At 51.6% G+C, this 23,082-nt stretch carries 26 protein-coding genes; 10 read left to right on the forward strand and 16 right to left on the reverse strand.

The window, feature by feature from the left end:
• Positions 1–138 precede the first annotated feature (138 nt).
• The 4 genes from BLU57_RS10775 (at position 139) to BLU57_RS10790 (ending at position 5,918) form a co-directional block, all read left to right on the forward strand.
• Complete coding sequence (locus BLU57_RS10775; protein WP_090320517.1) at positions 139–2,355, forward strand: leucine-rich repeat domain-containing protein; 2,217 nt, start codon at positions 139–141, stop codon at positions 2,353–2,355.
• The gene (locus BLU57_RS10780) at positions 2,319–3,773 is read left to right on the forward strand and encodes a glycosyltransferase family 4 protein (RefSeq protein ID WP_143026968.1); all 1,455 of its coding nucleotides are present in this window, start codon (positions 2,319–2,321) and stop codon (positions 3,771–3,773) included. The genes BLU57_RS10775 and BLU57_RS10780 overlap by 37 nt, the downstream gene beginning before the upstream one ends.
• Positions 3,774–3,959: 186 nt before the next feature.
• On the forward strand, positions 3,960–4,193 hold the full coding sequence (locus tag BLU57_RS10785) for an antitoxin (RefSeq protein WP_090320523.1): 234 nt from the start codon (positions 3,960–3,962) through the stop codon (positions 4,191–4,193).
• A gap of 99 nt (positions 4,194–4,292) precedes the next feature.
• Positions 4,293–5,918, forward strand: a complete 1,626-nt coding sequence (locus BLU57_RS10790) for a formate--tetrahydrofolate ligase (RefSeq protein ID WP_090320525.1) — start codon at positions 4,293–4,295, stop codon at positions 5,916–5,918.
• Positions 5,919–5,986: 68 nt separating this feature from the next.
• Here BLU57_RS10790 and rdgB read toward each other — a convergent pair whose 3' ends face one another.
• The 4 genes from rdgB to BLU57_RS10810 form a co-directional block, all read right to left on the reverse strand.
• A complete protein-coding gene (gene rdgB / locus BLU57_RS10795) occupies positions 5,987–6,589 on the reverse strand; it encodes an RdgB/HAM1 family non-canonical purine NTP pyrophosphatase (RefSeq protein ID WP_090320528.1) in 603 nt (200 codons plus the stop codon).
• Positions 6,586–7,308, reverse strand: coding sequence for a ribonuclease PH (gene rph / locus BLU57_RS10800; RefSeq protein WP_090320531.1), 723 nt, complete (start codon positions 7,306–7,308; stop codon positions 6,586–6,588). The genes rdgB and rph overlap by 4 nt, the downstream gene beginning before the upstream one ends.
• Positions 7,309–7,343: 35 nt before the next feature.
• Positions 7,344–8,150: a type I methionyl aminopeptidase gene (gene map / locus BLU57_RS10805; RefSeq protein ID WP_090320534.1), complete on the reverse strand. Its 807-nt coding sequence runs from the start codon at positions 8,148–8,150 to the stop codon at positions 7,344–7,346.
• Between the two features lie 68 nt (positions 8,151–8,218).
• Entirely contained in the window at positions 8,219–8,812 is a 594-nt protein-coding gene (locus BLU57_RS10810; RefSeq protein WP_090320537.1) for an SPOR domain-containing protein, read from the reverse strand.
• A gap of 131 nt (positions 8,813–8,943) precedes the next feature.
• Between BLU57_RS10810 and BLU57_RS10815 the strand changes: the two genes are divergently transcribed.
• A complete protein-coding gene (locus tag BLU57_RS10815; RefSeq protein ID WP_090320540.1) occupies positions 8,944–9,597 on the forward strand; it encodes a c-type cytochrome in 654 nt (217 codons plus the stop codon).
• Between the two features lie 87 nt (positions 9,598–9,684).
• On the opposite strand, the gene hemL is transcribed toward BLU57_RS10815, so the two are convergent.
• From hemL to thiD, 3 genes are read right to left on the reverse strand one after another with little or no spacing between them, the layout of a single operon-like run.
• Positions 9,685–10,965 (reverse strand): glutamate-1-semialdehyde 2,1-aminomutase, encoded by a 1,281-nt coding sequence (gene hemL / locus BLU57_RS10820; protein ID WP_090320543.1) that lies wholly within the window; start codon positions 10,963–10,965, stop codon positions 9,685–9,687.
• A gap of 55 nt (positions 10,966–11,020) precedes the next feature.
• Positions 11,021–11,650: a thiamine phosphate synthase gene (thiE, locus tag BLU57_RS10825; protein WP_090320545.1), complete on the reverse strand. Its 630-nt coding sequence runs from the start codon at positions 11,648–11,650 to the stop codon at positions 11,021–11,023.
• 3 nt (positions 11,651–11,653) lie between these two features.
• The gene (thiD, locus tag BLU57_RS10830) at positions 11,654–12,502 is read right to left on the reverse strand and encodes a bifunctional hydroxymethylpyrimidine kinase/phosphomethylpyrimidine kinase (protein WP_090320548.1); all 849 of its coding nucleotides are present in this window, start codon (positions 12,500–12,502) and stop codon (positions 11,654–11,656) included.
• Positions 12,503–12,554: 52 nt separating this feature from the next.
• Here thiD and BLU57_RS10835 point away from each other — a divergent pair, with 52 nt between their 5' ends.
• A complete protein-coding gene (locus BLU57_RS10835; RefSeq protein WP_090320551.1) occupies positions 12,555–12,743 on the forward strand; it encodes a rubredoxin in 189 nt (62 codons plus the stop codon).
• Entirely contained in the window at positions 12,744–13,139 is a 396-nt protein-coding gene (gene gloA / locus BLU57_RS10840) for a lactoylglutathione lyase (protein ID WP_090320554.1), read from the forward strand.
• A gap of 41 nt (positions 13,140–13,180) precedes the next feature.
• Here gloA and BLU57_RS10845 read toward each other — a convergent pair whose 3' ends face one another.
• Positions 13,181–13,885 carry an SAM-dependent methyltransferase gene (locus BLU57_RS10845; protein ID WP_090320557.1) on the reverse strand — a complete coding sequence of 235 codons (705 nt, stop codon included), beginning with the start codon at positions 13,883–13,885 and terminating at the stop codon, positions 13,181–13,183.
• Between the two features lie 58 nt (positions 13,886–13,943).
• Positions 13,944–14,327 carry a Co2+/Mg2+ efflux protein ApaG gene (apaG, locus tag BLU57_RS10850; protein WP_090320560.1) on the reverse strand — a complete coding sequence of 128 codons (384 nt, stop codon included), beginning with the start codon at positions 14,325–14,327 and terminating at the stop codon, positions 13,944–13,946.
• Between the two features lie 158 nt (positions 14,328–14,485).
• Between apaG and rpe the strand changes: the two genes are divergently transcribed.
• The 3 genes from rpe to trpE are packed head-to-tail and all read left to right on the forward strand — an operon-like array spanning position 14,486 to position 17,405.
• On the forward strand, positions 14,486–15,163 hold the full coding sequence (gene rpe / locus BLU57_RS10855; protein WP_090320563.1) for a ribulose-phosphate 3-epimerase: 678 nt from the start codon (positions 14,486–14,488) through the stop codon (positions 15,161–15,163).
• Between the two features lie 30 nt (positions 15,164–15,193).
• On the forward strand, positions 15,194–15,922 hold the full coding sequence (locus BLU57_RS10860) for a phosphoglycolate phosphatase (RefSeq protein ID WP_090320566.1): 729 nt from the start codon (positions 15,194–15,196) through the stop codon (positions 15,920–15,922).
• A gap of 10 nt (positions 15,923–15,932) precedes the next feature.
• On the forward strand, positions 15,933–17,405 hold the full coding sequence (trpE, locus tag BLU57_RS10865; RefSeq protein ID WP_090320569.1) for an anthranilate synthase component I: 1,473 nt from the start codon (positions 15,933–15,935) through the stop codon (positions 17,403–17,405).
• 94 nt (positions 17,406–17,499) lie between these two features.
• Here the strand turns inward: trpE and BLU57_RS10870 are convergent, their stop codons facing one another.
• The 7 genes from BLU57_RS10870 to BLU57_RS10900 form a co-directional block, all read right to left on the reverse strand.
• On the reverse strand, positions 17,500–18,090 hold the full coding sequence (locus BLU57_RS10870; RefSeq protein ID WP_090320572.1) for a CBS domain-containing protein: 591 nt from the start codon (positions 18,088–18,090) through the stop codon (positions 17,500–17,502).
• Between the two features lie 124 nt (positions 18,091–18,214).
• Positions 18,215–19,747 (reverse strand): D-alanyl-D-alanine carboxypeptidase/D-alanyl-D-alanine endopeptidase, encoded by a 1,533-nt coding sequence (dacB, locus tag BLU57_RS10875; protein WP_256206242.1) that lies wholly within the window; start codon positions 19,745–19,747, stop codon positions 18,215–18,217.
• Positions 19,680–20,012, reverse strand: a complete 333-nt coding sequence (locus tag BLU57_RS10880; RefSeq protein ID WP_090320681.1) for a hypothetical protein — start codon at positions 20,010–20,012, stop codon at positions 19,680–19,682. The genes dacB and BLU57_RS10880 overlap by 68 nt, the downstream gene beginning before the upstream one ends.
• A 29-nt stretch (positions 20,013–20,041) precedes the next feature.
• Positions 20,042–20,917 carry a succinate--CoA ligase subunit alpha gene (gene sucD, locus BLU57_RS10885; RefSeq protein WP_090320578.1) on the reverse strand — a complete coding sequence of 292 codons (876 nt, stop codon included), beginning with the start codon at positions 20,915–20,917 and terminating at the stop codon, positions 20,042–20,044.
• An 18-nt stretch (positions 20,918–20,935) separates the two neighbouring features.
• On the reverse strand, positions 20,936–22,126 hold the full coding sequence (sucC, locus tag BLU57_RS10890) for an ADP-forming succinate--CoA ligase subunit beta (protein ID WP_090320581.1): 1,191 nt from the start codon (positions 22,124–22,126) through the stop codon (positions 20,936–20,938).
• 15 nt (positions 22,127–22,141) lie between these two features.
• The gene (locus BLU57_RS10895) at positions 22,142–22,651 is read right to left on the reverse strand and encodes a hypothetical protein (protein ID WP_090320584.1); all 510 of its coding nucleotides are present in this window, start codon (positions 22,649–22,651) and stop codon (positions 22,142–22,144) included.
• The gene (locus BLU57_RS10900; protein WP_090320587.1) at positions 22,648–22,941 is read right to left on the reverse strand and encodes a nucleotidyltransferase domain-containing protein; all 294 of its coding nucleotides are present in this window, start codon (positions 22,939–22,941) and stop codon (positions 22,648–22,650) included. Before BLU57_RS10900 ends, BLU57_RS10895 begins: the two co-directional genes overlap by 4 nt.
• Positions 22,942–23,082 lie beyond the last annotated feature (141 nt).

Below are 23,082 nucleotides of genomic sequence, written 5' to 3' on the forward strand. Positions count from 1 at the left end.
AAGCCTCACAAGAGTTTGAATAATGCCACCCCTTATGAAATACTCACCGCTTATTTCAATCAACCTATCTGTAAACAACTCTGAGATTTCTTACAACTGAATCTTTCCTGGTGTAAGCAATTAACCGATCTGAAGGGATTGGAAAATCTCACCGGTTTGCAATCACTGGATCTTTCCTGGTGTAATCAATTAACCGATCTGCAGGGATTGGAAAATCTGCCCCGATTGCAATCGCTGAATCTTTCCCGGTGTGCGCAATTAACCGATCTGCAAGGATTGGAAAATCTCACCGATCTGCAATCACTGAATCTTTCCGGGTGTGAGCAATTAACCGATCTGAAGGGATTGGAAAATCTCACCGGTTTGCAATCACTGGATCTTTCCTGGTGTGATCAATTAACCGATCTGAAGGGATTGGAAAATCTGTCCCGATTGCAATCACTGGATCTTTCCCGGTGTGCGCAATTAACCGATCTGCAAGGATTGGAAAATCTGTCCCGATTGCAATCGCTAAATCTTTCCAGCTGTTTTCAATTAACCGATCTGAAGGGATTGGAAAATCTCACCGATCTGCAATCACTGAATCTTTCCTGGTGTGAGCAATTAGCCGATCTGAAGGGATTGGAAAATCTGTCCCGATTGCAATCGCTGAGTCTTTCCAGGTGTGAGCAATTAGCCGATCTGCAGGGATTGGAGAATCTCACACATTTGCAATCACTGAATCTTTCCGCGTGTAGGCAATTAGCCGATCTGAAGGGATTGGAAAATCTGCCCCGATTGCAATCGCTAAATCTTTCCGGGTGTGAGCAATTAACCGATCTGCAGGGATTGGAGAATCTCACCCATTTGCAATCACTAGATCTTTCCGCGTGTAGGCAATTAGCCGATCTGAAGGGATTGGAAAATCTGCCCCGATTGCAATCGCTAAATCTCTCCGAGTGTGATCGGATAACCCATCTCAATCCGCTAGAAAAATTGATTTGCTTGAAAGAAATTTATATTTCTCAAATAAACGATGCAGTCTGGCTATATCACTTTCCGCGCTTGGTCGATGTAAAGAGTAATGCAATCGATAATGTACCGGTAGAACTGCTGAGTGATGCAGGCAATGCTTTAATACCCATTACAGCATGGCAACGCGATTTGCTGGCCAGTGGATCGGCGCCGAACAGTGAGTTGAAATTGTTTATCCTCGGCAACGGTGGTATCGGTAAAACGCAAATATCGCGGCGGTTGCAGGGTTCTGAGTACGATCCGGCGGTGCCGAGTACGCATGGTATCCATTTGGGCCGCTTCAGGATCTTGGAAGCCGACGATCACGCACCCGGAATTTATCTCAATCTATGGGATTTCGGCGGGCAGGATGTGTATCTGTCGACGCATGGCTTGTTTCTGGACGAGCGGGCAATCTATGTCGTGGCGTGGCATCCGGAATTTGAGAACCAAGACGAATATCAGCAAAACGGCGTGCCGATGCGAAACCGCCTACTCGGGTATTGGCTGGCGTATATCCGCTCGCTGGCGGGAGCAGATGCGCCGGTGATCGTGGTGCAAACCCAATGCGACGAGGCCGATACTGAAACAGCGGCGCCATTGCCACAGGATCACGGTTTCAATTATCTAAAAACTACCGGCTGCAGTGCGTTGCAGGATTATGGATTGGAGCGCTTGCTGCCGGAAATCCGGAATGCTGCGCGTTTGTTACGCAAACGTTACGCCGCAGTCGAAATTCCACAAAGCTGGGTGGATTTGGAGCAGGATCTGCGGGAATTGCGCGACGGCGGTCAGAAAACCCTGGCTTTTGAAGCATTCGAATCGCAATGCCAGCAGCGCAATCAATTGGCGCCACCCGCACTGATTGCGAATTTTTTGCATCGTGCCGGTCAGGTATTTTGGCGCCAGGGCGCGTTTGGCAATGATCTGGTGTTAAGGCAGGATTGGGCGTTGGCCGGTATTTATGCAATATTGGAGCGCAATACAGTGTTGCCGCAAATCCGTCGCGACGGCGGCGTTTTTCATCTGACGCAATTGCAAAATGCTGTCTGGCGCGACTTTAACGAGCAAGAACAGCGCATGTTTATCGACATGATGGTGCAATGCAACGCGTGTTTTGCGTTGGGCGATGATGTCTATGTGGCGACGGAATTATTGCCGGACGAGCAAGATATGGCTTCGCCGATACAAAGCACTTGGCGCAATGCCACAGCCGATGCACATGTGCGATTGGCGTATGACTTTTTCATGAAGGCATTATCAAGCAAGTATTGCGAGAAATTGGCGATAAAGCAAAACGAGACGCGAAATATTGGCGCACGGGCGTGTGCTATTACGATTGCCAGGCGGAAAGCGCGGTGATGATTCGCGCGATGTTCGATCCGGAGCAACATGATAGCCAGCGCGGATACATTGAAGTGCTGGTCGCCGGTAAACAAGCGCAGCACCTGGCCGAGCATTTGACCGGATCAATCGAATCGATCCGTATTGGCGGCAAACCCAAAGTTGAATGGTTGCTCGGGCAACATATACAGGAAGCGCAAGAAACTAATACCAGCAGCGCTTTTGCTGGCATTGCACCGGCTGCTTTGCCGGTCGATGATGAAATGCCGCTGATTCCTGCCAGCTTGCAGACTATCTTGGTAATTGGCACCGAATGGGATTCACGTCATGGCGGATTGTCGACATTCAATCGTGAATTGTGCATGGCTTTGGCACAATTGGGAAAAACCGTTTATTGTTTGGTGAAATATGCGACAACCGATGAGGAAGAGCGTGCAAAAGCCGAGAAGGTAACACTGGTTCGTGCAACGGGTGGTAACTTGTCGCGCAAGATTACATTACCGGCGGATCCCGATCTGATCATCGGGCATGGGCGTATCACCGGCGATGCAGCAAAGTCGCAGCAGGAAGATTTTTTTCCGCAAGCAAAGCGAATCCATTTCATTCACATGTCTCCGAGTCAGATCGAATGGCATAAAGGCAAGGCCGATGCCTCCCAACAAGCCACAGCACGTGAACAGGAAGAATTAAACTTAGCCAAAGCTGCACAACTGGTCATTGCCGTCGGGCCGATGCTCTTCCGGGAAACCGATACCTTGATTCATCGGTTAGCACCGGAATCACGCCCGGTGGTCTGTCAATTCAATCCAGGCTTCAGACAGCGTGATCGGCAAGAAAAAATCAAGCCGCTCAATTTACAGTGTTTGCTGGTAGGCCGTGCCGAGGATGAAGCACTTAAAGGCATCGATATTGCTGTTAAAGCATTGCACCGGATTGTAGAAGCACATGAACCGCTCGAATATAAACCAGAGCTGATTATTCGAGGAGCGCCGGTCGGAGAAGGCACAGCGCTTAACACTAAAATCAAGGAAAAACATAATGGTTTTCAGGTGCAAGTGCGGGAATATAGCAGCGATCAGGAAACGATCATCGGAGATTACCGCAGTGCAGCACTGTTTCTCATGCCATCTCGCAGTGAAGGATTCGGTCTTGTGCCTTTGGAAGCACTCAGTGTCGGTGTGCCTATTTTGATCAGTGAAAATAGCGGGCTGGCGGAGTTATTGAAATCGTATCTCGAATCTCACAAGCACCGTCACTATATCGTTGCAACACCGGATGATACCAATCAAGCGATACAAAACTGGGAACAAAGCATTACGACGCAATTAATCGATATCGAGGCAGCTATTCGCCGGGCAAAAGAGTTAGCAGAAATTTTGGAGGATAAGCTGAAATGGACAGACTCGTGCCGGAAAATGCTGGAAGAATTGCGTTGAGAATCTCGGCAAGTGCTTAATTGTATGGCTATTAATTAAAAGGTTATCTATTTCAATCAGCTCACGACTCACTGCGTTATCCTTATCTCCGGCTCTATTTCCTCCACGCAATCAGCTCTTCATACGTTTGACACGCTAACAATCCAGGCCTACGCTTTGTCATATACCAATATTCTGGAGATCGTCATGCACAACGAGCGACACGCCAGCCTGTTCAGAAACGGATGCAGCCAAGCGATACGAATCCCGCGCGATTTTGAATTGGAAGGAACCGAAGCGATCATCCGCAAAGAAGGCGATAAACTGATTATCGAACCGATCAAGAAAAAGAGCCTGAAAGAACTACTTCCGATTTTGCCAACGTTGGATGACGATTTCCCAGAAATAGCTGATCCGGTTGTCGAGCCTAACAATGTTTGATGGTTCTCATTACTTGCTGGACAATAATCTATATCCGATCAGAAACCAGCACTGTACTATCGCCAGGAGAGTTTGTTTGCTTGATACCGGATTTCTAACATGCACCCCATACTAGACATCGCCGCAAAACTTGGTTTGCAACCGGACAACCTCATGCTGTTCGGTGAGCACATGGCGAAACTGCGGTTGAGTGTTTTGCCGGAAAAAGGCACGCAATCCAAAGGCAAAATCGTTCTGGTTTCGGCGATTAATCCGACGCGCATGGGTGAAGGAAAAACGACGGTTTCGATTGGGCTGGCGCAAGGCTTGGCATACATCGGACAGCGCGTTGCGTTGGCGTTGCGCGAGCCGTCTTTGGGGCCTATTTTCGGCATTAAAGGCGGCGGGGCTGGCGGTGGGCGTTGTCAGCTTGAGCCGTCGACGCGCATCAATATGCATTTTACCGGTGACATGCACGCCGTCGGCGCGGCGCATAACCTGCTTGCCGCTTTGCTCGACAACGCCGTTCATTTCCGCAGCGGGTTGGATCTCGAACATCGTCAAGTGTTCTGGCGTCGCGTGCTGGATATAAACGACCGTTCGCTGCGGCAAGCGGTGATCGGGCTGGGCGGGCGGCTCAACGGCGTGCCGCGGGAAACCGGTTTCGACATTACCGCAGCGTCCGAAGTCATGGCTATTCTGTGTCTGGCCGAAGATCTCGCCGATCTTAAAGCGCGTTTGGGGCGCATCTTGGTTGGGTTCGACCGTTCCGGCAATCCGGTCACGGCGCAGAGCCTCCAAGCGACCGGCGCGATGGCGGCTTTGCTGCACGATGCCATGTTGCCGAATCTAGTGCAAACCACCGAAGGCGTACCGGCTTTTGTGCACGGCGGGCCTTTCGGCAATATCGCGCACGGTTGCAACAGTGTAATCGCCACCAAGGCCGCCGCAGCTTGTGCGGATTGGGTAGTAACGGAAGCGGGCTTCGGTTTCGACCTGGGTGCGGAGAAATTTTTCGATTTGAAATGCCGCAGTTCCGAGTTATGGCCGAGCGCGGTGGTGCTGGTCGTCACCGCGCGGGCACTGCGCGTGCATGGCGGCGGCGATCCTTCCCGCCCCGGCGGTATCGAAGAAATCGAGCGCGGCTTGGCGCATTTGGAACATCACGTGGAAAGCGTGCGGACTTTCGGCTTTGAGCCGGTCATCGCCATTAATCGCTTCGTAGGCGATACCGATGCTGAACTGAACGCCATCGAACAATACTGCGCCGGGCTTGGGTTGAACACTGCCCTCTTTACCGGTTTTACCGATGGAGGTGCGGGAGCCGAAGCGCTGGCGCATGCAGTGATCGCCGCAACCACTCGGCCGCAGCCGCCCGTGCGTTATTTGTACGATCTAAACGATTCGCCCGAAGACAAGATCGCCGCCGTCGCCCGCACCATTTACGGCGCCAGCGAAGTCGAGTTCAGCCGGGCAGCGAAGAAAGATCTGGAACGAATCCGCGCGTTAGGTTACGACCGGTTACCAGTGTGCATCGCCAAAACCCATCTGTCGCTCAGCAGCGATCCCGCCAAAGTCGGCCACCCCGAGGCATTCCCTCTGCCGGTGGAATCGGTGCGCATTGCCGCAGGAGCAGGTTATTTGCTGGTCATGACCGGCGACATCGTCACAATGCCGGGATTACCGCACGATCCGGCTGCACATCGCATCGATTTGAATGATGATGGTGACATCATGGGTGTTTGAATGATGGATTTATGAGATCGAGCATTTTTTATGCTCGATCTCACGTCAATGCATTCGGCAGTACCAGTTTAAAACTTCCCAGCTTGTAGAATTTCCACCAACTTCGCTAATGCCTGGCCACGGTGGCTGATTTGATTTTTCTGTTCGGCAGTTAGTTCGGCGGAGGTTTTGCCGAATTCCGGCAGATAAAAATACGGATCGTAGCCGAAGCCGCCGCTGCCGTGCGGCTGATCGATGATTTCACCGTGCCACGAGCCGTCAACGATGATCGGTTGCGGGTCGTCGGCATGGCGCACCACCACGATCACACAGTAGTAATACGCACGCCGGTCGGCTTGGTTTTGCAGCGCTGCAACCAACTTCTGGTTGTTACGCTCATCCGACTTGGGTTCTCCGGCGTAACGCGCGGAATTGACACCGGGAGCGCCGCCAAGCGCACTGACGCAAATGCCGGAATCGTCCGCAAGAGCAGGCAACCCCGAGCAGCGGCTGGCGTGACGGGCTTTAGCGAGCGCATTTTCGACAAATGTAATGTGCGGCTCGTCGGCTTCGCTGATGTTGAATTCGGATTGCGGTGCCACATTGATCGCCAGGAGCGCGAGTAATTCGCCGATCTCGCGCAATTTGCCAGAGTTATTGCTGGCGATGACCAGTTTTTTCAGTGTGCTCATGGTTGCGTCAGCACATTGCGCTGGATGGCGATCAGTTCTTCGATGCCCTGTTGCGCCATGTCGAGCATGGTGTTCAATTCGGCGCGGCTGAAGGCATTGCCTTCGGCCGTTCCCTGCACTTCGATGAGATGCAATCTGCCGGTCATGACGACGTTCATGTCGGTGTCGCAGGCGGAATCTTCCACGTAATCTAAATCCAGAACCGGAGTGCCTTCAAAGATGCCGACCGAAATCGCCGCAACGTGGTCGATGATCGGCGTGGCTTCGATGAGTTTCTGATCGAGTAATTTTTGGATCGCGTCGTGTAACGCGACAAAAGCGCCCGTGATGCTGGCGGTGCGAGTACCGCCATCGGCCTGAATAACGTCGCAATCGATTTGGATGGTGCGCTCGCCCAGTTTTTTCAAATCCACCGCAGCGCGCAAAGCGCGTCCGATGAGACGCTGGATTTCCATGGTGCGCCCGGTTTGTTTGCCTTTGGCTGCCTCGCGCTGCATGCGGCTATGCGTCGAACCCGGTAGCATGCCGTATTCCGCAGTCAGCCAACCCTGCCCCTGACCTTTCAGGAACGGCGGAATCTGTTCGCTGATGCTGGCGGTGCAGATGACCTTGGTATCGCCGCATTCGATCAACACGGAGCCATCGGCGTGCTTGATGTAGCGGCGGGTGATTTTGACCGGGCGGATTTGCGCAGCGGTACGATGATGACTTCGTGTCATAGTAAAAATCCAGGATAAAGAGAGAATTTAACGGCTTAGCTGCCGAAGCGGTAAACCGGTTTGGGGGGAGAGCCTGCCGATACGGTCAGCACTTCATAACCGTCGCCGGTCACCAGAACGGTATGTTCCCACTGCGCCGACAGACTGCCGTCCTTAGTGGTGATGGTCCAGCCGTCCGGTAAATGGCGGATCGCTGCTTTACCGGCGTTAATCATCGGTTCGATGGTAAAAATCATGCCGGGTTTGAGTTCCATGCCGGTGCCACGCCGCCCGTAATGCAGCACCTGCGGATTTTCGTGGAATTTGGCGCCGATGCCGTGTCCGCAAAATTCTCGCACAATGCTATAGCCAACACCTTCAGCCAACTTTTGAATGGCAAAGCCGATATCGCCCAGATGAGCGCCCGGCTTCACTTCATCGATACCGCGCCACATGGCTTCGTAGGTTACTTCGCACAAGCGCTTGGCTTGAATCGACGGCTCGCCGACATAAAACATGCGGCTGGTATCGCCGTGATAGCCTTCATAAATCACGGTGATGTCCAGATTGACAATGTCGCCGTTCTTTAATTTTTTCGGTCCGGGAACGCCATGACAGATCTGATGATTGACCGAAGTGCAAATCGATTTGGGGTAAGGCGTGTGCCCGGATGGGGCATAATTCAGCGGCGCGGGAATGGTTTTTTGCACGTCCACCATGTAGCGGTGGCATAGCGTATCCAGCTCCTCTGTGGTAACACCCGCCACCACATACGGCGTGATGTAATCCAGAACTTCCGATGCCAACCGGCCGGCAATGCGCATTGTTTCTATTTCTTGCGGTGTTTTGATGGATACCGTCATTATTGTTTAATTATTATTCGTGATAGAAGGATAGCGTTGATTATTCCGCTTTACAGCAGTGCTGTCTATTATAAACGTTCACATTTGCCTTGAGCCAAACGGGTATCGTCAAATTGTTCGACCAGTTTTTGCATTTGCTCCTTCACCATGTGCGCCGGATTATGAATGACAATTTTCTTAAGCATAACGCTACGTTCTTCTATCTTAGCATTGATAATGCCTTTTTTTTCGATCTCCCGTAACTGCTTGAGCGCATCCTGCTGGTCGTAAAACATGCCGAGCGATACCGCATTCTGCCATTGATTGTCGTCTTTGACACGAAAACTGACGATGCCCAGGTTCCTCAACTTGTTGATCTCACGATTGGCTGCTTCTTTATTCGGATAGCGTGGAATATACAGCCAGTACATGGTGGTTTGACTGGACTCCTCGGCATCGTATATCAGATCGGGGAATAAATCGGTCAGCACGGTTTCGGCGTAGTGTACCTGCTCTTCATAAAAATCACCCCACAGCAAACAATCTTCCTGCGCCGGAACCAACACGATCTTTTCGGGATTGACCGATACCGGTGCGCCCCCCTTTTGTCTGTCAAAATAAAGCTGCGTGCCAACCAGATAGGCGATGTTAGCAATCAATAACAGCACAAAGATTATTTTCATTGAAAAATAAAATATTAAATAATGAAGACCATTTGAATTTTGTTGTTAATGCTCTTACGCCTTGTTAAAATACGGCGTTAATTTTCAACACATCTACCAACTTTTGAATGCTCTTAAACGGAACACGAAATATGAAAATGATTAAACATATGGTAATGCTCGCAGCACTCGCAATGGCTGCGCCTTTGGCAGCTGAAGAAACAGCTGCTGACTCCAGCGCCGCTCCTGCTGCTCCAGCCAGCGTGCAAGAAATCGCTTCTGGCGTTTGCGCCGGTTGTCACAATGCGGATGGCAACAGCGTCATTCCGATGAATCCTATTCTGGCCGGACAGCAAGCGGAGTATATCACCAAGCAGTTAATGGATTTTAAAGCCAGCGAAACCGAGCCGGCTAAGCGTAACAGCCCGGTAATGTCTTCGATGGTTGCCGCACTCTCTCAGGAAGACATGAAAAAACTGGGAGAATACTATGCGCAGCAAAAAACTGTGCCAAGCCAAATAGCCGCTGACGAAAAACTGCTGGATACAGGAAAAATTCTTTACCACGGCGGTAACATCGAAAATGGCATCCCTGCCTGTGCGAGCTGTCACGGCCCGTCCGGAGCTGGTATTGTGCCGCGCTATCCTGGCGTTGCCGGTCAGCATGCGGAATACACGCTGACACAGTTAAATCAGTTTAATACCGGCGATCGCGGGAACGATAACAAAGTCATGCAAAAAGTTGTTCACCGCATGAGTGCAACTGAAAAACGCGCCGTGTCGGCTTATATTTCTACCATGCGTTAATCGCATCCGGTTTGAAACCAATAAAAAAGGCGGCCATGCCGCCTTTTTTATTTCTGCTGTTACTGTAACTCGGTGAATGTCTTATTCTCACCAGCTCTTGAAAATCTTTTCCGCCGCGGACAACGTTTTGTTCAACTCGGCGTCGCCATGCATAGCCGACACAAATCCAGCTTCAAATGCCGACGGTGCAAAATAAACTCCCTCTTCCAGCATGGCATGGAAGAACCGGTTAAACGCCGCTTTGTCGCATTGCATTACTTCAGCGAAACTGGTGGGAATATCCTTGCTGAAATACAGTCCGAACATACCCCCAATCGATTGCGCGCAAAAATCGATGCCGTGATTCTTTGCTGTAGCGCTTAGACCATCGACCAATTGCCGTGTTCTGTCCGCTAACCGGTCATAAAAACCGGGCGCTTGAATCAGCTTTAGTGTAGCCAATCCAGCCGCGACTGCCACCGGATTACCGGATAGCGTGCCTGCTTGATAAACCGGGCCAAGCGGCGCAAGATACTGCATAATATCGCGGCGTCCGCCGAATGCGGCCATCGGCATACCACCGCCGATGACTTTGCCTAGAGCCGTCAGATCAGGTTTAATCTGATAAAGACCTTGCGCACAGCCTAAGCCGACACGAAATCCCGTCATCACCTCATCAAATATCAGCACACTGCCGTTTTGCGTGCACAATGCTCGCAGTTTGGCGAGAAAATCCGCCTTGGGAGCGATCAGATTCATATTGCCGGCCACCGGTTCCACAATCACCGCCGCAATTTCCTTGCCCCATTTGTTGAAGGCCTCTTCCACTCCGGCGATATCGTTGAAATCCAGCACGATGGTATGCCCCGCCGTTTCCGCCGGAACACCGGCTGAGCTCGGATTGCCGAAAGTCAATGCGCCCGAACCCGCTTTAACCAGCAAGGAATCGTCGTGACCATGATAACAACCTTCAAATTTTATGATTTTGCTTCTGCCCGTAAAACCACGCGCCAAGCGGATGACACTCATCCCTGCTTCCGTGCCGGAGCTGACCAGCCGGACTTGTTCTATGGATGGAAGCAGCTGACAAATCAATTTCGCAATATCCAGCTCCGCTTCGGTCGGTGCACCGAAGGTCAGACCGTTTTGTACTACCGCCTGAACGGTCTTGACCACATCCGGATGAGCATGACCGAGAATCAGCGGCCCCCACGATCCGACATAGTCGATATATTGCTTACCATCCGCATCCCAAAAATAAGCGCCCTCGCCGCGTTGAAAAAAGACCGGTTCGCCGCCAACCGATTTAAAAGCACGTACCGGAGAATTAACGCCGCCTGGAATATATTGCTGGGATTGTTCAAATAACTGATGATTGCGTGATGTCATTTAGCCGCTCTTAAAAAATTAATCGATATACTGCTGTTTAAATTACATTATGTTTTTATTTTTCTGCAAATAACTGCGTGTATTGCAACGCTCTTGCCATGATATTTCCTGTACCGAACAAATCATTGCAAACGGCTATCGCGTCGCATCCGCTGTCGATAACCGCCGCTGCATTGATTAACCGGATACCGCCGATCCCTACAATGGGAACCGTTACTTTCTGTTTGGCATAATCAACCAGATTGGTTGAAACCGGTACTGTATCCGTTTTAGTCTCCGAAGGAAAAAATGCGCCGAAAGCCACATAATCCGATCCCGACTCTTCCGCCTGAAGCGCCAGATGGAGATTGTTATAACACGATGCGCCGACAATTTTTCCTGGCCCAAACCGTTCGCGCGCAGCACTAACTGGTATATCGCCCAGCCCCACGTGCACGCCATCTGCATCGATTGCCATCGCCAAATCAATATGATCGTTGATAATCAAGGGAATTTCGTACGACTTGCACAGTTGCAGCAATGATTTAGCTTGTTCCTTTAGCAACATCTTATCCGCTGATTTATTGCGGTATTGCACGAGCCGCGCGCCACCATCCAGCGCCTGCTGCGTTTTATTCAGCAAATCATCTGTATTGCTCAGATCCGGCGTTATCGCGTACAGTCCGCTAATTCTTGGGTTTCTCAACGACTAGCTCTTTTCATCATGATCATGGTCATGGTCGTCTTCGACATCTCTAACCCAAAAAAGCCGGTTGGGGATATATTGCCCCATGCCGGGACGGAATCCTGCTTGCAGTGTATGCCAAGTATAGTCCTGCGCTTCCAGCACGCTTTCGCTGATGGATAATCCATTGGCCAATGAAGCCGCTATCGCCGAAGCCAGCGTGCAACCCGAACCGTGATAGGTATGTTCCAGTCTTTCCCAATGATCCGCACGCACAATGCCATCCGCGGCAAAGAGCGTGTTCGTCACCTGGGCGGTATTCTCGTGCGTGCCGGTTATCAGCACATATTCGCACCCCATATGCAGTAATCGCTGCGCGCAAAGACTTAAGTCCAGTTTGTTGTCGCTGCTGTCATCATCCTGCTGCGCGATATGCCTGGCTTCCAGGCTATTGGGCGTCAATATGGTGACTTGCGGCAGTAATAATTCCCGCATCGCATCGATCATTTCATCGTTCGCCAGCTCATCCCCGCGCCCGGAGGTCAGTACCGGATCCATCACCAGCGGAATATGCGGATAATCGGAAATCACTTCGGCGATCGCGGCGATAATCTCAACGCTGCCCAATAAACCGATTTTAAATGCATGCACGGGCATGTCTTCCAATACTGCCCGGGCCTGATCGGCAATCCATTCGGGATCCAGCGCCATGACATCATCCACGCCGGTGGTATCTTGCACCGTAATAGCGGTCATCACCGATAACGGGTGGCACCCCATACTGGCAATGGTTAGCAGATCAGCCTGCAAACCTGCTCCGCCGGTGGGGTCATTGGCTGCAAAAGAAAGTACGATTGGGGGTGGCTGTAACATGCATTAATACCGTAAAATATCATTTTAACCTAAAAGGAAACTGCTATCTATCATGCCTACCGAAGAGAATCGTGAATTCAATCGTTACATGTGCTTAATTTGCGGCTATATCTATGATGAAGCCTTAGGATCTCCGGATGAAGGCATTGCACCAGGCACACGCTGGGAAGATGTGCCGATCAACTGGACCTGTCCGGAATGCGGTGCGCGTAAAGAAGATTTTGAGATGGTAAAAATATAAATGCGTATTTTGCATACCATGCTTCGTGTCGGCAATCTCGACCAATCACTGGCATTTTATACGCAAGTGCTGGGTATGAAGCTGCTGCGCCGCAAAGATTATCCTGACGGTAAATTCACCCTTGCTTTCGTCGGTTATCAGGACGAAGCCAGCGGCACTGTTCTGGAGCTGACGCACAACTGGGACACACCGTCGTACAGTCTTGGTGATGGCTTCGGTCACATTGCCGTCGAAGTGGACGATGCTTACCAAGCCTGCGAAAATACCAAGAAGATGGGCGGCAAAGTAACCCGCGAAGCGGGTCCGATGAAGCACGGCACAACGGTGATTGCATTCATCGAAGACCCCGACGGATACAAAATCGAATTCATTCAAAAAAAACAACCCGGTCAGTAACTCCCGCGAACTGCGATTCAACGTTATCCTGTCAGTAAATTTTATCCATGCAGTAAAAAAATGGCCGGTATCTTGTTGATATCCGGCAGCGAACGCCGCCATTCCTTGACCGGTTTGGTCATAACCAACTCGCTGGAAAAGGTGAGATGACTTGCCACGCATAAATCCGTACTGTCACGGCACACGCTAACCAGCTGTTCCAGCAATTTCTGGTTGCGGTACGGCGCTTCGATAAAAATCTGCGTCTGCTGCAAGCTGATCGATAATTTTTCCAGCTCAACAATCCTGTTTGCCCGCGCAACACTTTCCACCGGCAAATAGCCATGAAAGGCGAATCGCTGTCCGTTCAAACCCGATGCCATCAGCGCCAGCAAAATAGCTGAAGGGCCGACCAGCGGCGTCACGACAATATTGTTTTTGTGCGCCAAGCGAACCAATTCAGCCCCCGGATCGGCCACCGCCGGACACCCCGCCTCCGACAATAAACCGGCATCATGTCCGGCCAGCAATGGATCGAGCAACGCCCGCACATCTTTTGCGGGCGTATGTTCGTTTAAAGTTTGCATATGCAAGTCCTGCAAGGGCAATTTGCAGTTCAGTTGTTTCAGAAACTGCCGCGCAGTTTTCGGGTGCTCGACGATGAAATAGGATAATTCCTCGATACATTGCTGCACTGCCGCAGGCAAAGCCCAAGCCATATTTTCCTGACTGATCGGGGTTGGGATTAAATACAGTTTTCCGGTCATCAAAATACCGGTAGCGTGAAAATATCAAACATGAAATTGAACGAGAAGTCCGGCCGCGCTAATGCAATATTCTCGGTGCGCTCAGAATGAATTCCGGTATCGCAACGTCAAAGTGATAGCCGTCTTCCGCCGCCATTTGGTAGCTTCCTTTCATCGATCCGACCGAAGTCGAAATGACCGTTCCGCTGGTGTACTCAAAGCTATCGCCTGGCTTCAGCAAGGGTTGTTCACCCACGACACCGAGTCCGCGCACTTCTTGGGTAGTACCGTCGCCATTGTCGATAATCCAATGCCGGCTGATCAGCTGGGAAGCCACTGTACCGTTATTGGCGATGGTGATGGTATAAGCGAACACATGCCGGTCCGCTTCTTCATCCGATTGATCGGGCAAGTATAGCGTGCGTACAGTCACATCGATTTCGTACTTCTTCTCTTCGGTCATCTCACAGTCCAGGTTGTTTTTGCTTTTGGCACTAGTTTACCAAGAAAAAGTTTAAGACGTATCGATGGGAATAATTTACGCAATAATTTTCACTCTGTTACGCGCAGCTTGTCATTTGCGGTTAAAATACTGGATTTGCTAATTGAGAGGTTTTTTCCATGTATCGCATTGCCCCCAGTATCCTTTCCGCCAATTTTGCCAAACTTGGTCAAGAAATCACCGATGTGATTGATTCGGGTGCGGATATCGTTCATTTTGACGTGATGGATAATCACTATGTTCCGAATCTGACGATCGGTCCATTGGTTTGTGAAGCCATTCGCCCGGTCACCGATGCCATTATCGATGTGCATTTGATGGTCGAACCCGTGGATAGAATTATTCCCGACTTCGCAAAAGCAGGCGCCAACATCATTTCATTTCACCCGGAAGCTTCCAACCATATCGACCGCACCATTGGCTTGATCAAGGAACAAGGTTGCAAAGCGGGATTGGTATTTAACCCCGCCACACCGCTGCATTATCTGGATCATGTGCTCGACAAACTAGATTTGGTTCTAATCATGTCGGTCAACCCCGGTTTTGGCGGACAGAAATTCATTCCCGAAGCGCTGAACAAACTACGCGCCGTTAGAAAACGCATCGACGCCAGTGGCAGGGATATCCTGTTGGAAATCGACGGTGGCGTGAAAGTTGACAACATTGCCGAAATCGCCCGCGCCGGTGCCGATACTTTTGTCGCTGGATCCGCTATTTATCAAGCTGGCAAGGATGCCGATCCGCATCGTTACGATTCCATCCTGGCTGCATTCCGCGCTGAATTGGCAAAAGTTTAACTCACTGAAACGTCTGTTTCCTGTATTCAAATGAACTCAAGTCTCACTAGCAACGCAAACGCCCCGGCAAGGAAAATCGAGCTTCCGCTAGCGGTCAAAGTCATCATGATCGATCTCGATGGCACGCTGCTCGACACCGCCGAGGATCTCGCATTATCCGCTAATCTGATGTTGAAAGATCTGAATATGCCGGAGCAATCGACGGCAACGATCCGCTCGTATATCGGTAAAGGCATACAAAAGCTGGTCAAACGTACCTTGACCGGCCAGCTCGACGGTGAACCGGATGCCGCTTTATTTGCCAAAGCGCTGCCGATTTATGAACAGCATTATGCCAACAATCTGAGCCGGAACACGCGCCCCTATCCCGGCGTGGTTGAAGGTGTGGAAATACTACAGCAAGCAGGCTTCAGACTGGCCTGCATCACCAATAAAGCGGAAGCATTCACACTCCCGCTGCTGCGCGCCACTGGATTGTTCGACAAATTCGAAATCATCCTGTCCGGCGACAGCCTACCGAAGAAAAAACCGGATCCGCTGCCGCTGACACATATCTGCAAGCACTTCAACGCCCAACCGCACGAAGCACTGCTGATCGGCGATTCGCTCAATGACGCCATAGCCGCCCGCGCAGCGGGCTGTCACGTGTTCTGCGTGACCTACGGGTATAACGAAGGGCGTAACGTGTACGAATTGGATTGCGATGCCATCGTCGAGTCGCTGGTGGATGCATCAAAATTGATTGCAAAACTGCCCTGACTGAGCGCACATGACCGAAGCCGAATTTGATCAGCTTGCGCAACAAGGATACAACCGCATTCCGGTTGTGCTGGAAACTTTTGCCGATCTCGATACACCGTTGTCCATCTATCTGAAGCTGGCGAACCGGCCTTATTCTTATTTGCTGGAATCGGTGCAAGGCGGTGAGCGTTTCGGCCGGTTCTCGATCATCGGCTTACCCGCAACAACGCGTATTGAAGCACGTGAAAATTCGGTTACCACGATCAGTCCGGATTCGTCGGAAACAGTTACCGTCAGTAATCCCTTGGTTTTTGTCGAATCCTATCTGGCACAGTTCAAGGCGGCACCCTGCCCAGCTGGAAAATCGCGCTTCTGCGGCGGCTTGGCTGGTTACTTTTCGTACGATACCGTGCGTTACATCGAGCACAAATTGCAGGGCCACGCCAAACCGGATGTTCTGAATACGCCAGACATACTGTTGCTGCTATCGGAAGAACTCGCGGTGGTAGACAACCTTTCCGGCAAGCTGTACCTGATCGTTTATGTCAACCCGGGAAATAAAAACGCTTATGCGGACGGGCAAAACCGTTTAAGAACACTGCTGGCCAAACTGCGTCAGCCGATTACGATTCCGACCGAACAAGCGGTTGCTTCCGCTGCTGCCGTTCCCGAATTTCCCGAAGCGGATTTCAAAGCCGCGGTGGAGCGTGCCAAACGCTACATTTACGACGGCGATATCATGCAAGTCGTGCTGTCGCAACGCACCAGCAAGCCTTTTGGCGCATCGCCTCTGGCGCTGTACCGCGCTTTGCGCAGCCTCAATCCGTCACCGTACATGTTCTTTTATCACTTTGACGATTTTCATGTCGTCGGCGCTTCACCCGAGATCTTGGTGCGACTTGAAAGCGGTAACGTAACCGTCCGTCCGATTGCAGGCACACGCCCACGCGGCAAAAATCCGCAGGAAGATACCGAATTGGCGGCCGATCTGTTAGCCGACCCGAAAGAAATTGCCGAACACGTCATGCTGATGGATTTAGGCCGCAACGACATTGGCCGCGTCGCGCAAACCGGAACGGTTAAAGTGACGGAAAAAATGCAAATCGAAAACTATTCGCACGTGATGCACATCGTGTCCAACGTGGAAGGTAAATTGAAACCCGAGCTTAGCGCCATCGACGTGCTGCGCGCGACCTTCCCGGCCGGAACCGTCAGCGGCGCGCCGAAAGTACGCGCGATGGAAATCATCGACGAGCTGGAAGTTTCCAAACGCGGCGTGTACGCCGGCGCAGTTGGCTACCTCGGCTTCAACGGCGATATGGACTTGGCCATCGCCATCCGCACCGCTGTTATCAAAGACGGCACACTGCATGTTCAGGCAGGCGCGGGAATCGTTGCCGATTCGGTGCCGCAAAATGAATGGATCGAGACACAGAATAAAGCCAAAGCCATTGTTCGCGCGGCGGAAATTGCCGAGAATGGCTTGGATAGTAAGATCTAAACAGAAAATGGGATTCCGTTCATGGCTCCATTCCAGTAGCCGTAAACGGAATCAAATCACGTGGCCTCATCGTTTACTTGAATAAATTCCGGATCTAACTGGCAATCAATGTCGATTCAATTTCGGCAAAACTCTTCGCGACATTGTTGGGTGGAATAACAGTACCGAGCTGCTTCTCGATTTGCGTCCAGGAAAAAATACCGCAAATCCGGGGTAATCCGATAGTGTTTTCGTCGATCACCAGGGCATGCAACCGGCCGCTTTCGCGCAAACTGGCAACAATGTTGCCCACCCGGGCGTGTGACACTTCTTCCAGCGGAATGGCTTCCAGCTTATCCAGCGGCGTCATCATATCCATCACCAGAATTTCACTGTGTTTGACGCCTCTTTCCTGAATAAAACGCATCGGTTTCTCACTCAGAATATCGGTGGCTGTGATAATGCCAGCCAGTGAATTATCGTCGTTCATGACTAACAACGTTCGCACTCCACGTTGCATCATATAAGTATTGGCAACTTCCATCGTAGCGCTTGGGGCGATTACGGCCGCTTGTATCTGGCGTAAATCGGTCATGACTTCAAGTGCGGGTGAGTCGAATGCAACAAGATTGGGTGCAACGGGCTTAGAAATCTGCACAGTGCCTGTTAAGTACTGTACCGAAAGAGATTTATATTCATTCATCATTTTGTGCACTCCCTAGAGGGTTGATGGGAAACACCTGATTACAAGATAGATCATCTACTTTGAGTCGAAACTCTACGCCGAAAAAGCATTGGAAGCAATAGGCCTATTTATCGTAGGGAAAAGCCTATTGCCGGTTATACACCCACTGCACCAGCGTATCCATAGCGGCACGGGACTGTCCGGCCTGTTCGTGATTGACAAAAAAGACCACGATGACGCGCCGTCCCGATTTATCCAGCAGATAACCAGCCAAGGCGCGCACATTGTTGAGCGCGCCGGTTTTCATATGCGCCAGCCCTTTCACCGGTGTATCGGTAAAGCGGTTCTTCAGCGTGCCGTCAACCGCCGCGATCGGTAGTGACGAAATGAACTCCGGCATCACCGGACTGTTAAACGCGGCCAGCAACAATCGCCCCATGTGCCGCGCGCTGATCTGTTCCTTGCGCGATAACCCGGAGCCGTTTTCCACGACCAATTCCGGAAAGTTGAGTTGTTTGCTCGCCAACCATTGGCGGATCGCCACCTCGGATTTGGCCAGCGTGGCCGGTGAATTATTGATCACCACATCGCCGATTCCCAGCGTTAAATACAATTGGCGCGCAGCGATATTGTTACTGAATTTATTGATGCCGCGGATGATATCCGCCAGCGGCGGGGATTGATAAATCTTCAAGGGCGACAAACTTTGCGGCGTCTGCCCAGACATGACATCGCCATGAAACACACCGCCCTGCTGGCCCCATAAGCGCTTAAACAAATCACGGGTATACACGGCGCTGTCTTGCAAGCTCAACATATACGACTGTTTGCCGCATTGCCGGGAAAAATTTCCGTTCAAAGCCACGGTAAAATTATTTTTGTCTTCCTTGTCCGCAGTCACGTCGATCGTCAGCAAATTCTGCCAATCGCCGCATTTGCCCTGAGTCAGCTTTAAATTATTCTGCACGCGCAAAGATTCCGGCAAGGGATCGACCACCACACGCACGGCATTTTTTTCCGGCTCCGGAAACAGGTGAATGGTCGATGTGCGATAATTCACCAGCAACGCTTCCGGTAGCACGTTATAGGTGCGATAGGGCTGCCCGTCGAACTCGCCCGGATCGTCAAACGGAATATCGTAATGCGAGTGATCGAGTATCAGATTGCCCTTGATCTCGTGCAACCCGGTTTGCCGCAGGCGATGAATCAACAACCAGAAATTCTCCAGATCCAGCTTGGGATCGCCGTACCCTTTGATGATCAGATCGCCATGCAGTACGCCGTCGATGATCTTGCCATTGGCATACAGCATGGTTGGCCAGGTATACGCAGGCCCCAGTAATTCCAACCCGGCGTACGTTGTCAGCAATTTCATTACCGATGCCGGATTCATTGCCGCATCGGCATTGACCGCCACCATCGGCTGATTTTTGCCGATTTCCTGAACGTAAACACCGGTCGCCGTCTCCGGAATAGCTAGTTGCTGTAACTTTTGCTTCACCGCCGCTGGCAATCCTTGCGAAAAAGCCACACCTGGCAACGCGCCCTGCAGGATCAGCAGGCTGAGGCAAAGATAAAAACGCGGCATCCGGCTTAATGACCGTGCGGAATTATTTCTTTCCGGTGCACAAGGCAAAACCATCGTCCCAACCCATCCGGTATTGTCCGTCTTTTTCATAGCGGCTCAGGTCTTTGAAAGCCCAGCTGGTTCTTTTCGCGGTTTCACAACCATCGATATAGCCTTGCTGCGTATTTTCCGGATAGCCGGTCAGGTTGTATTTGGGCTTAGCACTTTCCGGCAGCGGACCTGCGGGCCGCTCCGGCTTCTTACCGGGCAGTGGAAGTTGCCTATCGGACAACGGATGCTGCTTATCAGGCATTGTGCTGCATGCGGAAACGATGACGGTGAAAAAAATGACGAAAAATGATAAACGAAAATGCATGAATGTACCTTTGCTCATTACTCAATAAACTACAAAACCGATTTCAACAATTTACCCATTTCAGCCGGATTGCGCGTGACTTTGATACCGCAGGACTCCATCACATCGAGCTTTTCCTGTGCCGTTCCCTTGCCGCCGGAAATGATCGCACCGGCATGTCCCATGCGTTTACCCGGAGGTGCCGTGACACCGGCGATGAACCCTGTCACCGGTTTGCGCATATTATCTTTGACCCAGCGCGCGCAATCCTCCTCGTCGCTGCCGCCGATTTCTCCGACCATCAGCACGGCATCGGTTTCGTCGTCGTCATTGAACAATTGCAATACATCGAGATGCTTCAGACCGTTCACCGGATCGCCGCCGATGCCGATGCAAGTGGATTGCCCGAGTCCGAGCGCCATCAATTGCGCCACCGCCTCGTAGGTCAACGTGCCGGAACGCGACACCACGCCGATACGGCCCTTTTTGTGGATATAACCGGGCATGATACCGATCTTGAGCTCATCCGGCGTGATGATGCCGGGGCAGTTCGGGCCGATCAAGCGGGTTTTCTTGCCCTTCATTTTGTCGCGTGTACGGATCATATCGCGCACCGGAATGCCTTCGGTGATGCAAATCACCAGATCCAGCTCAGCTTCCACCGCTTCGTCAATCGCTGCGGCGGCAAACGGCGGCGGCACATAAATGACAGAAACGTTGGCGCCGGTTTGTTGTTTGGCTTCCTTGACCGACGCATAAACCGGTATGCCTTCAAAATCCTCACCCGGCTTGCGTGGATTCACACCAGCAACGAAACATTCCTTACCGTTGGCATAGTCACGGCACATGCGCGTGTGAAATTGTCCGGTTTTCCCGGTAATGCCTTGTGTCATGACACGGCTGTTGCGATTGATCAGAATAGACATATTTTGCTCCTGAAATGATTAACTCTGACAACCGCATGAAGACGGTTTCGACTTCGCCGCGTTCACCGCTTTCTGTGCGGCATCGGCCATATCGGTCGCCGAGATGATCGGCAAACCGGAATCGGCGAGTATCTGCTTGCCGAGATCGACGTTGGTGCCTTCCAGACGCACCACCAGCGGCACGTTCAACTGCACCTCACGCGCCGCGGCGACCACACCTTGCGCAATCACATCGCATTTCATGATGCCGCCGAAAATATTGACCAGAATCGCCTGCAATTTGGGATTGCGCAGCATCAGCTTGAACGCCTCGGTGACCTTTTCCGCCGTCGCACCGCCGCCCACATCGAGAAAATTGGCCGGGTTGCCGCCGTACAGTTTGATGATGTCCATCGTCGCCATCGCCAACCCCGCTCCATTCACCAGGCAACCGATGTCGCCGTCGAGCGGAATGTACGATAATTCGTGTTTCGATGCTTCGATCTCGACCGGATCTTCTTCGTCCAGATCGCGCAACGCGACGACTTCGGGGTGACGAAACAACGCGTTGTCGTCAAAATTCATTTTGGCGTCGAGCGCGATCACTTGTTCTTCCGCGGTCAACGCCAGCGGATTGATCTCCAGCAACGATGCATCGGTCTCGTCAAACGCCCGGTACAGCCCTTGCAGTAACGACACAGCCTGCGGCAGGCTGTGTGCCGGAATGCCGATTTTCTGCGCGATGTCCTCGGCTTGTTGCTGACTCAACCCCGCAACCGGATCGATAAACACTTTATGAATTTTCTCCGGAGTTTCCGCCGCCACTTTCTCGATTTCCATGCCGCCCTCGGAACTCGCCATCAAACACACGCGCTGCTGCCGCCGGTCGACCACCATGCCGGCATAAAATTCTTTGTCGATCTTCACACCCTGCTCGATAAATAGCCGGTGCACCACTTGCCCTTCCGGACCGGTCTGATGCGTCACCAGCCGCATGCCCAAAATCTCACCCGCACGCTGCCGCACTTCGCTCAGCGACCGCGCCACCTTCACGCCGCCACCCTTACCACGCCCCCCGGCGTAAATCTGCGCCTTCACCGCCCAAACCTCGCCGCCCAATTGCTTTGCCGCATTTACTGCTTCGTCAACACTAAAACAAGCAATGCCTTGCGGCGTCGCGACACCGTATTGGCGTAAAATTTCCTTGGCTTGGTATTCATGGATTTTCATGTGCTTTGCTTCTCCCTAGGGTAGTAACTCCGGCCATTCCGCATTGGAAAGACGTAAACGGGCATATTGATTAATAGCGTTGTAGGTGGTAACCAGCAATGGAACCGTCAAGTGCGCTTTGTTCAATGCTGCGGCAAATTCTTCAGGATCGGACATATACTCGTGCACCAGCTTGTTACGCAAATTGCGCGCATCCAACCACTGCTCGACCGACGGCAGAAAACCGAGCTTTTCAGCCCGATTCAGATTATCCAACGCACTACCGGTTTTTTCCGCCATCGACCGGAGCAGAGCCGGTATCAGTTTATCTCCCACGGTATCTTGCATCCGGCCAAAACGCGACACAAACGCATCCAGACGTTCCGCCAGGTCATCATCATTTTCCAGCCGCTCCACCCAGGCAGCATCCAGTTTCGCCTTGAAAAGCCTCGTATCCGTTTTCTGCAGCAATGCACCTTCGCGCCGCACGATTTTCAGTAGCGCCAGCAATCGGATTGATTCGATTTTGAGCGTATCTACTGTCATAACATTACACCGGTTTGGCGCGCGATTTGATGGATCGGCTGTTCCGGTGTCTCCGGGTCAATGATGATGACATCGATTTTCTGATCACCGAGTTGCAGCTGCAATTGACTGGTTAACCGGCATGCGCTTGCCACGCGATCGGCCAGTTTTTGCTCCGTTTCGATCAAGATATCGATATCCCCGCCCTTCTCATCCAACCGCGCTCTGGAACCAAAAATGCGAATACGCGTTCCTTCTCCAAGTAAACGATGCACTGTCGCACGGATGACATCGATCTCCCTGGTTGACAATCTAACATTAGGCTTGAGATTGCAACGATGAGATTCTTCAGGGCTTGATAACATCACTCACTCGGTTTCGTCGTTCCTCAAAAGCAAGGCAACAAATACCTTGCGGCTTTGCCATGCCATATTTTCTTAAAATTTCCTTAG

Origin of the sequence: Nitrosomonas oligotropha, assembly GCF_900106555.1 — a bacterium.
In the GTDB taxonomy this organism is placed as follows: Bacteria; Pseudomonadota; Gammaproteobacteria; order Burkholderiales; family Nitrosomonadaceae; genus Nitrosomonas; species Nitrosomonas oligotropha_A.

Excerpts from the sequence above, each read along its gene's own strand:
- rdgB (WP_090320528.1), bottom strand. The coding sequence starts at position 6,589 with ATGAGCACACTGAAAAAACTGGTCATCGCCAGCAATAACTCTGGCAAA.
- trpE (WP_090320569.1), top strand. The coding sequence starts at position 15,933 with ATGACCGAAGCCGAATTTGATCAGCTTGCGCAACAAGGATACAACCGC.
- BLU57_RS10790 (WP_090320525.1), top strand. The coding sequence starts at position 4,293 with ATGCACCCCATACTAGACATCGCCGCAAAACTTGGTTTGCAACCGGAC.
- BLU57_RS10845 (WP_090320557.1), bottom strand. The coding sequence starts at position 13,885 with ATGACCGGAAAACTGTATTTAATCCCAACCCCGATCAGTCAGGAAAAT.
- apaG (WP_090320560.1), bottom strand. The coding sequence starts at position 14,327 with ATGACCGAAGAGAAGAAGTACGAAATCGATGTGACTGTACGCACGCTA.
- BLU57_RS10835 (WP_090320551.1), top strand. The coding sequence starts at position 12,555 with ATGCCTACCGAAGAGAATCGTGAATTCAATCGTTACATGTGCTTAATT.
- BLU57_RS10870 (WP_090320572.1), bottom strand. The coding sequence starts at position 18,090 with ATGATGAATGAATATAAATCTCTTTCGGTACAGTACTTAACAGGCACT.
- BLU57_RS10895 (WP_090320584.1), bottom strand. The coding sequence starts at position 22,651 with ATGACAGTAGATACGCTCAAAATCGAATCAATCCGATTGCTGGCGCTA.
- BLU57_RS10815 (WP_090320540.1), top strand. The coding sequence starts at position 8,944 with ATGAAAATGATTAAACATATGGTAATGCTCGCAGCACTCGCAATGGCT.
- BLU57_RS10860 (WP_090320566.1), top strand. The coding sequence starts at position 15,194 with ATGAACTCAAGTCTCACTAGCAACGCAAACGCCCCGGCAAGGAAAATC.
- thiD (WP_090320548.1), bottom strand. The coding sequence starts at position 12,502 with ATGTTACAGCCACCCCCAATCGTACTTTCTTTTGCAGCCAATGACCCC.
- sucD (WP_090320578.1), bottom strand. The coding sequence starts at position 20,917 with ATGTCTATTCTGATCAATCGCAACAGCCGTGTCATGACACAAGGCATT.
- BLU57_RS10785 (WP_090320523.1), top strand. The coding sequence starts at position 3,960 with ATGCACAACGAGCGACACGCCAGCCTGTTCAGAAACGGATGCAGCCAA.
- BLU57_RS10810 (WP_090320537.1), bottom strand. The coding sequence starts at position 8,812 with ATGAAAATAATCTTTGTGCTGTTATTGATTGCTAACATCGCCTATCTG.
- map (WP_090320534.1), bottom strand. The coding sequence starts at position 8,150 with ATGACGGTATCCATCAAAACACCGCAAGAAATAGAAACAATGCGCATT.
- rpe (WP_090320563.1), top strand. The coding sequence starts at position 14,486 with ATGTATCGCATTGCCCCCAGTATCCTTTCCGCCAATTTTGCCAAACTT.
- rph (WP_090320531.1), bottom strand. The coding sequence starts at position 7,308 with ATGACACGAAGTCATCATCGTACCGCTGCGCAAATCCGCCCGGTCAAA.
- BLU57_RS10880 (WP_090320681.1), bottom strand. The coding sequence starts at position 20,012 with ATGCATTTTCGTTTATCATTTTTCGTCATTTTTTTCACCGTCATCGTT.
- sucC (WP_090320581.1), bottom strand. The coding sequence starts at position 22,126 with ATGAAAATCCATGAATACCAAGCCAAGGAAATTTTACGCCAATACGGT.
- dacB (WP_256206242.1), bottom strand. The coding sequence starts at position 19,747 with ATGAAAAAGACGGACAATACCGGATGGGTTGGGACGATGGTTTTGCCT.
- hemL (WP_090320543.1), bottom strand. The coding sequence starts at position 10,965 with ATGACATCACGCAATCATCAGTTATTTGAACAATCCCAGCAATATATT.
- gloA (WP_090320554.1), top strand. The coding sequence starts at position 12,744 with ATGCGTATTTTGCATACCATGCTTCGTGTCGGCAATCTCGACCAATCA.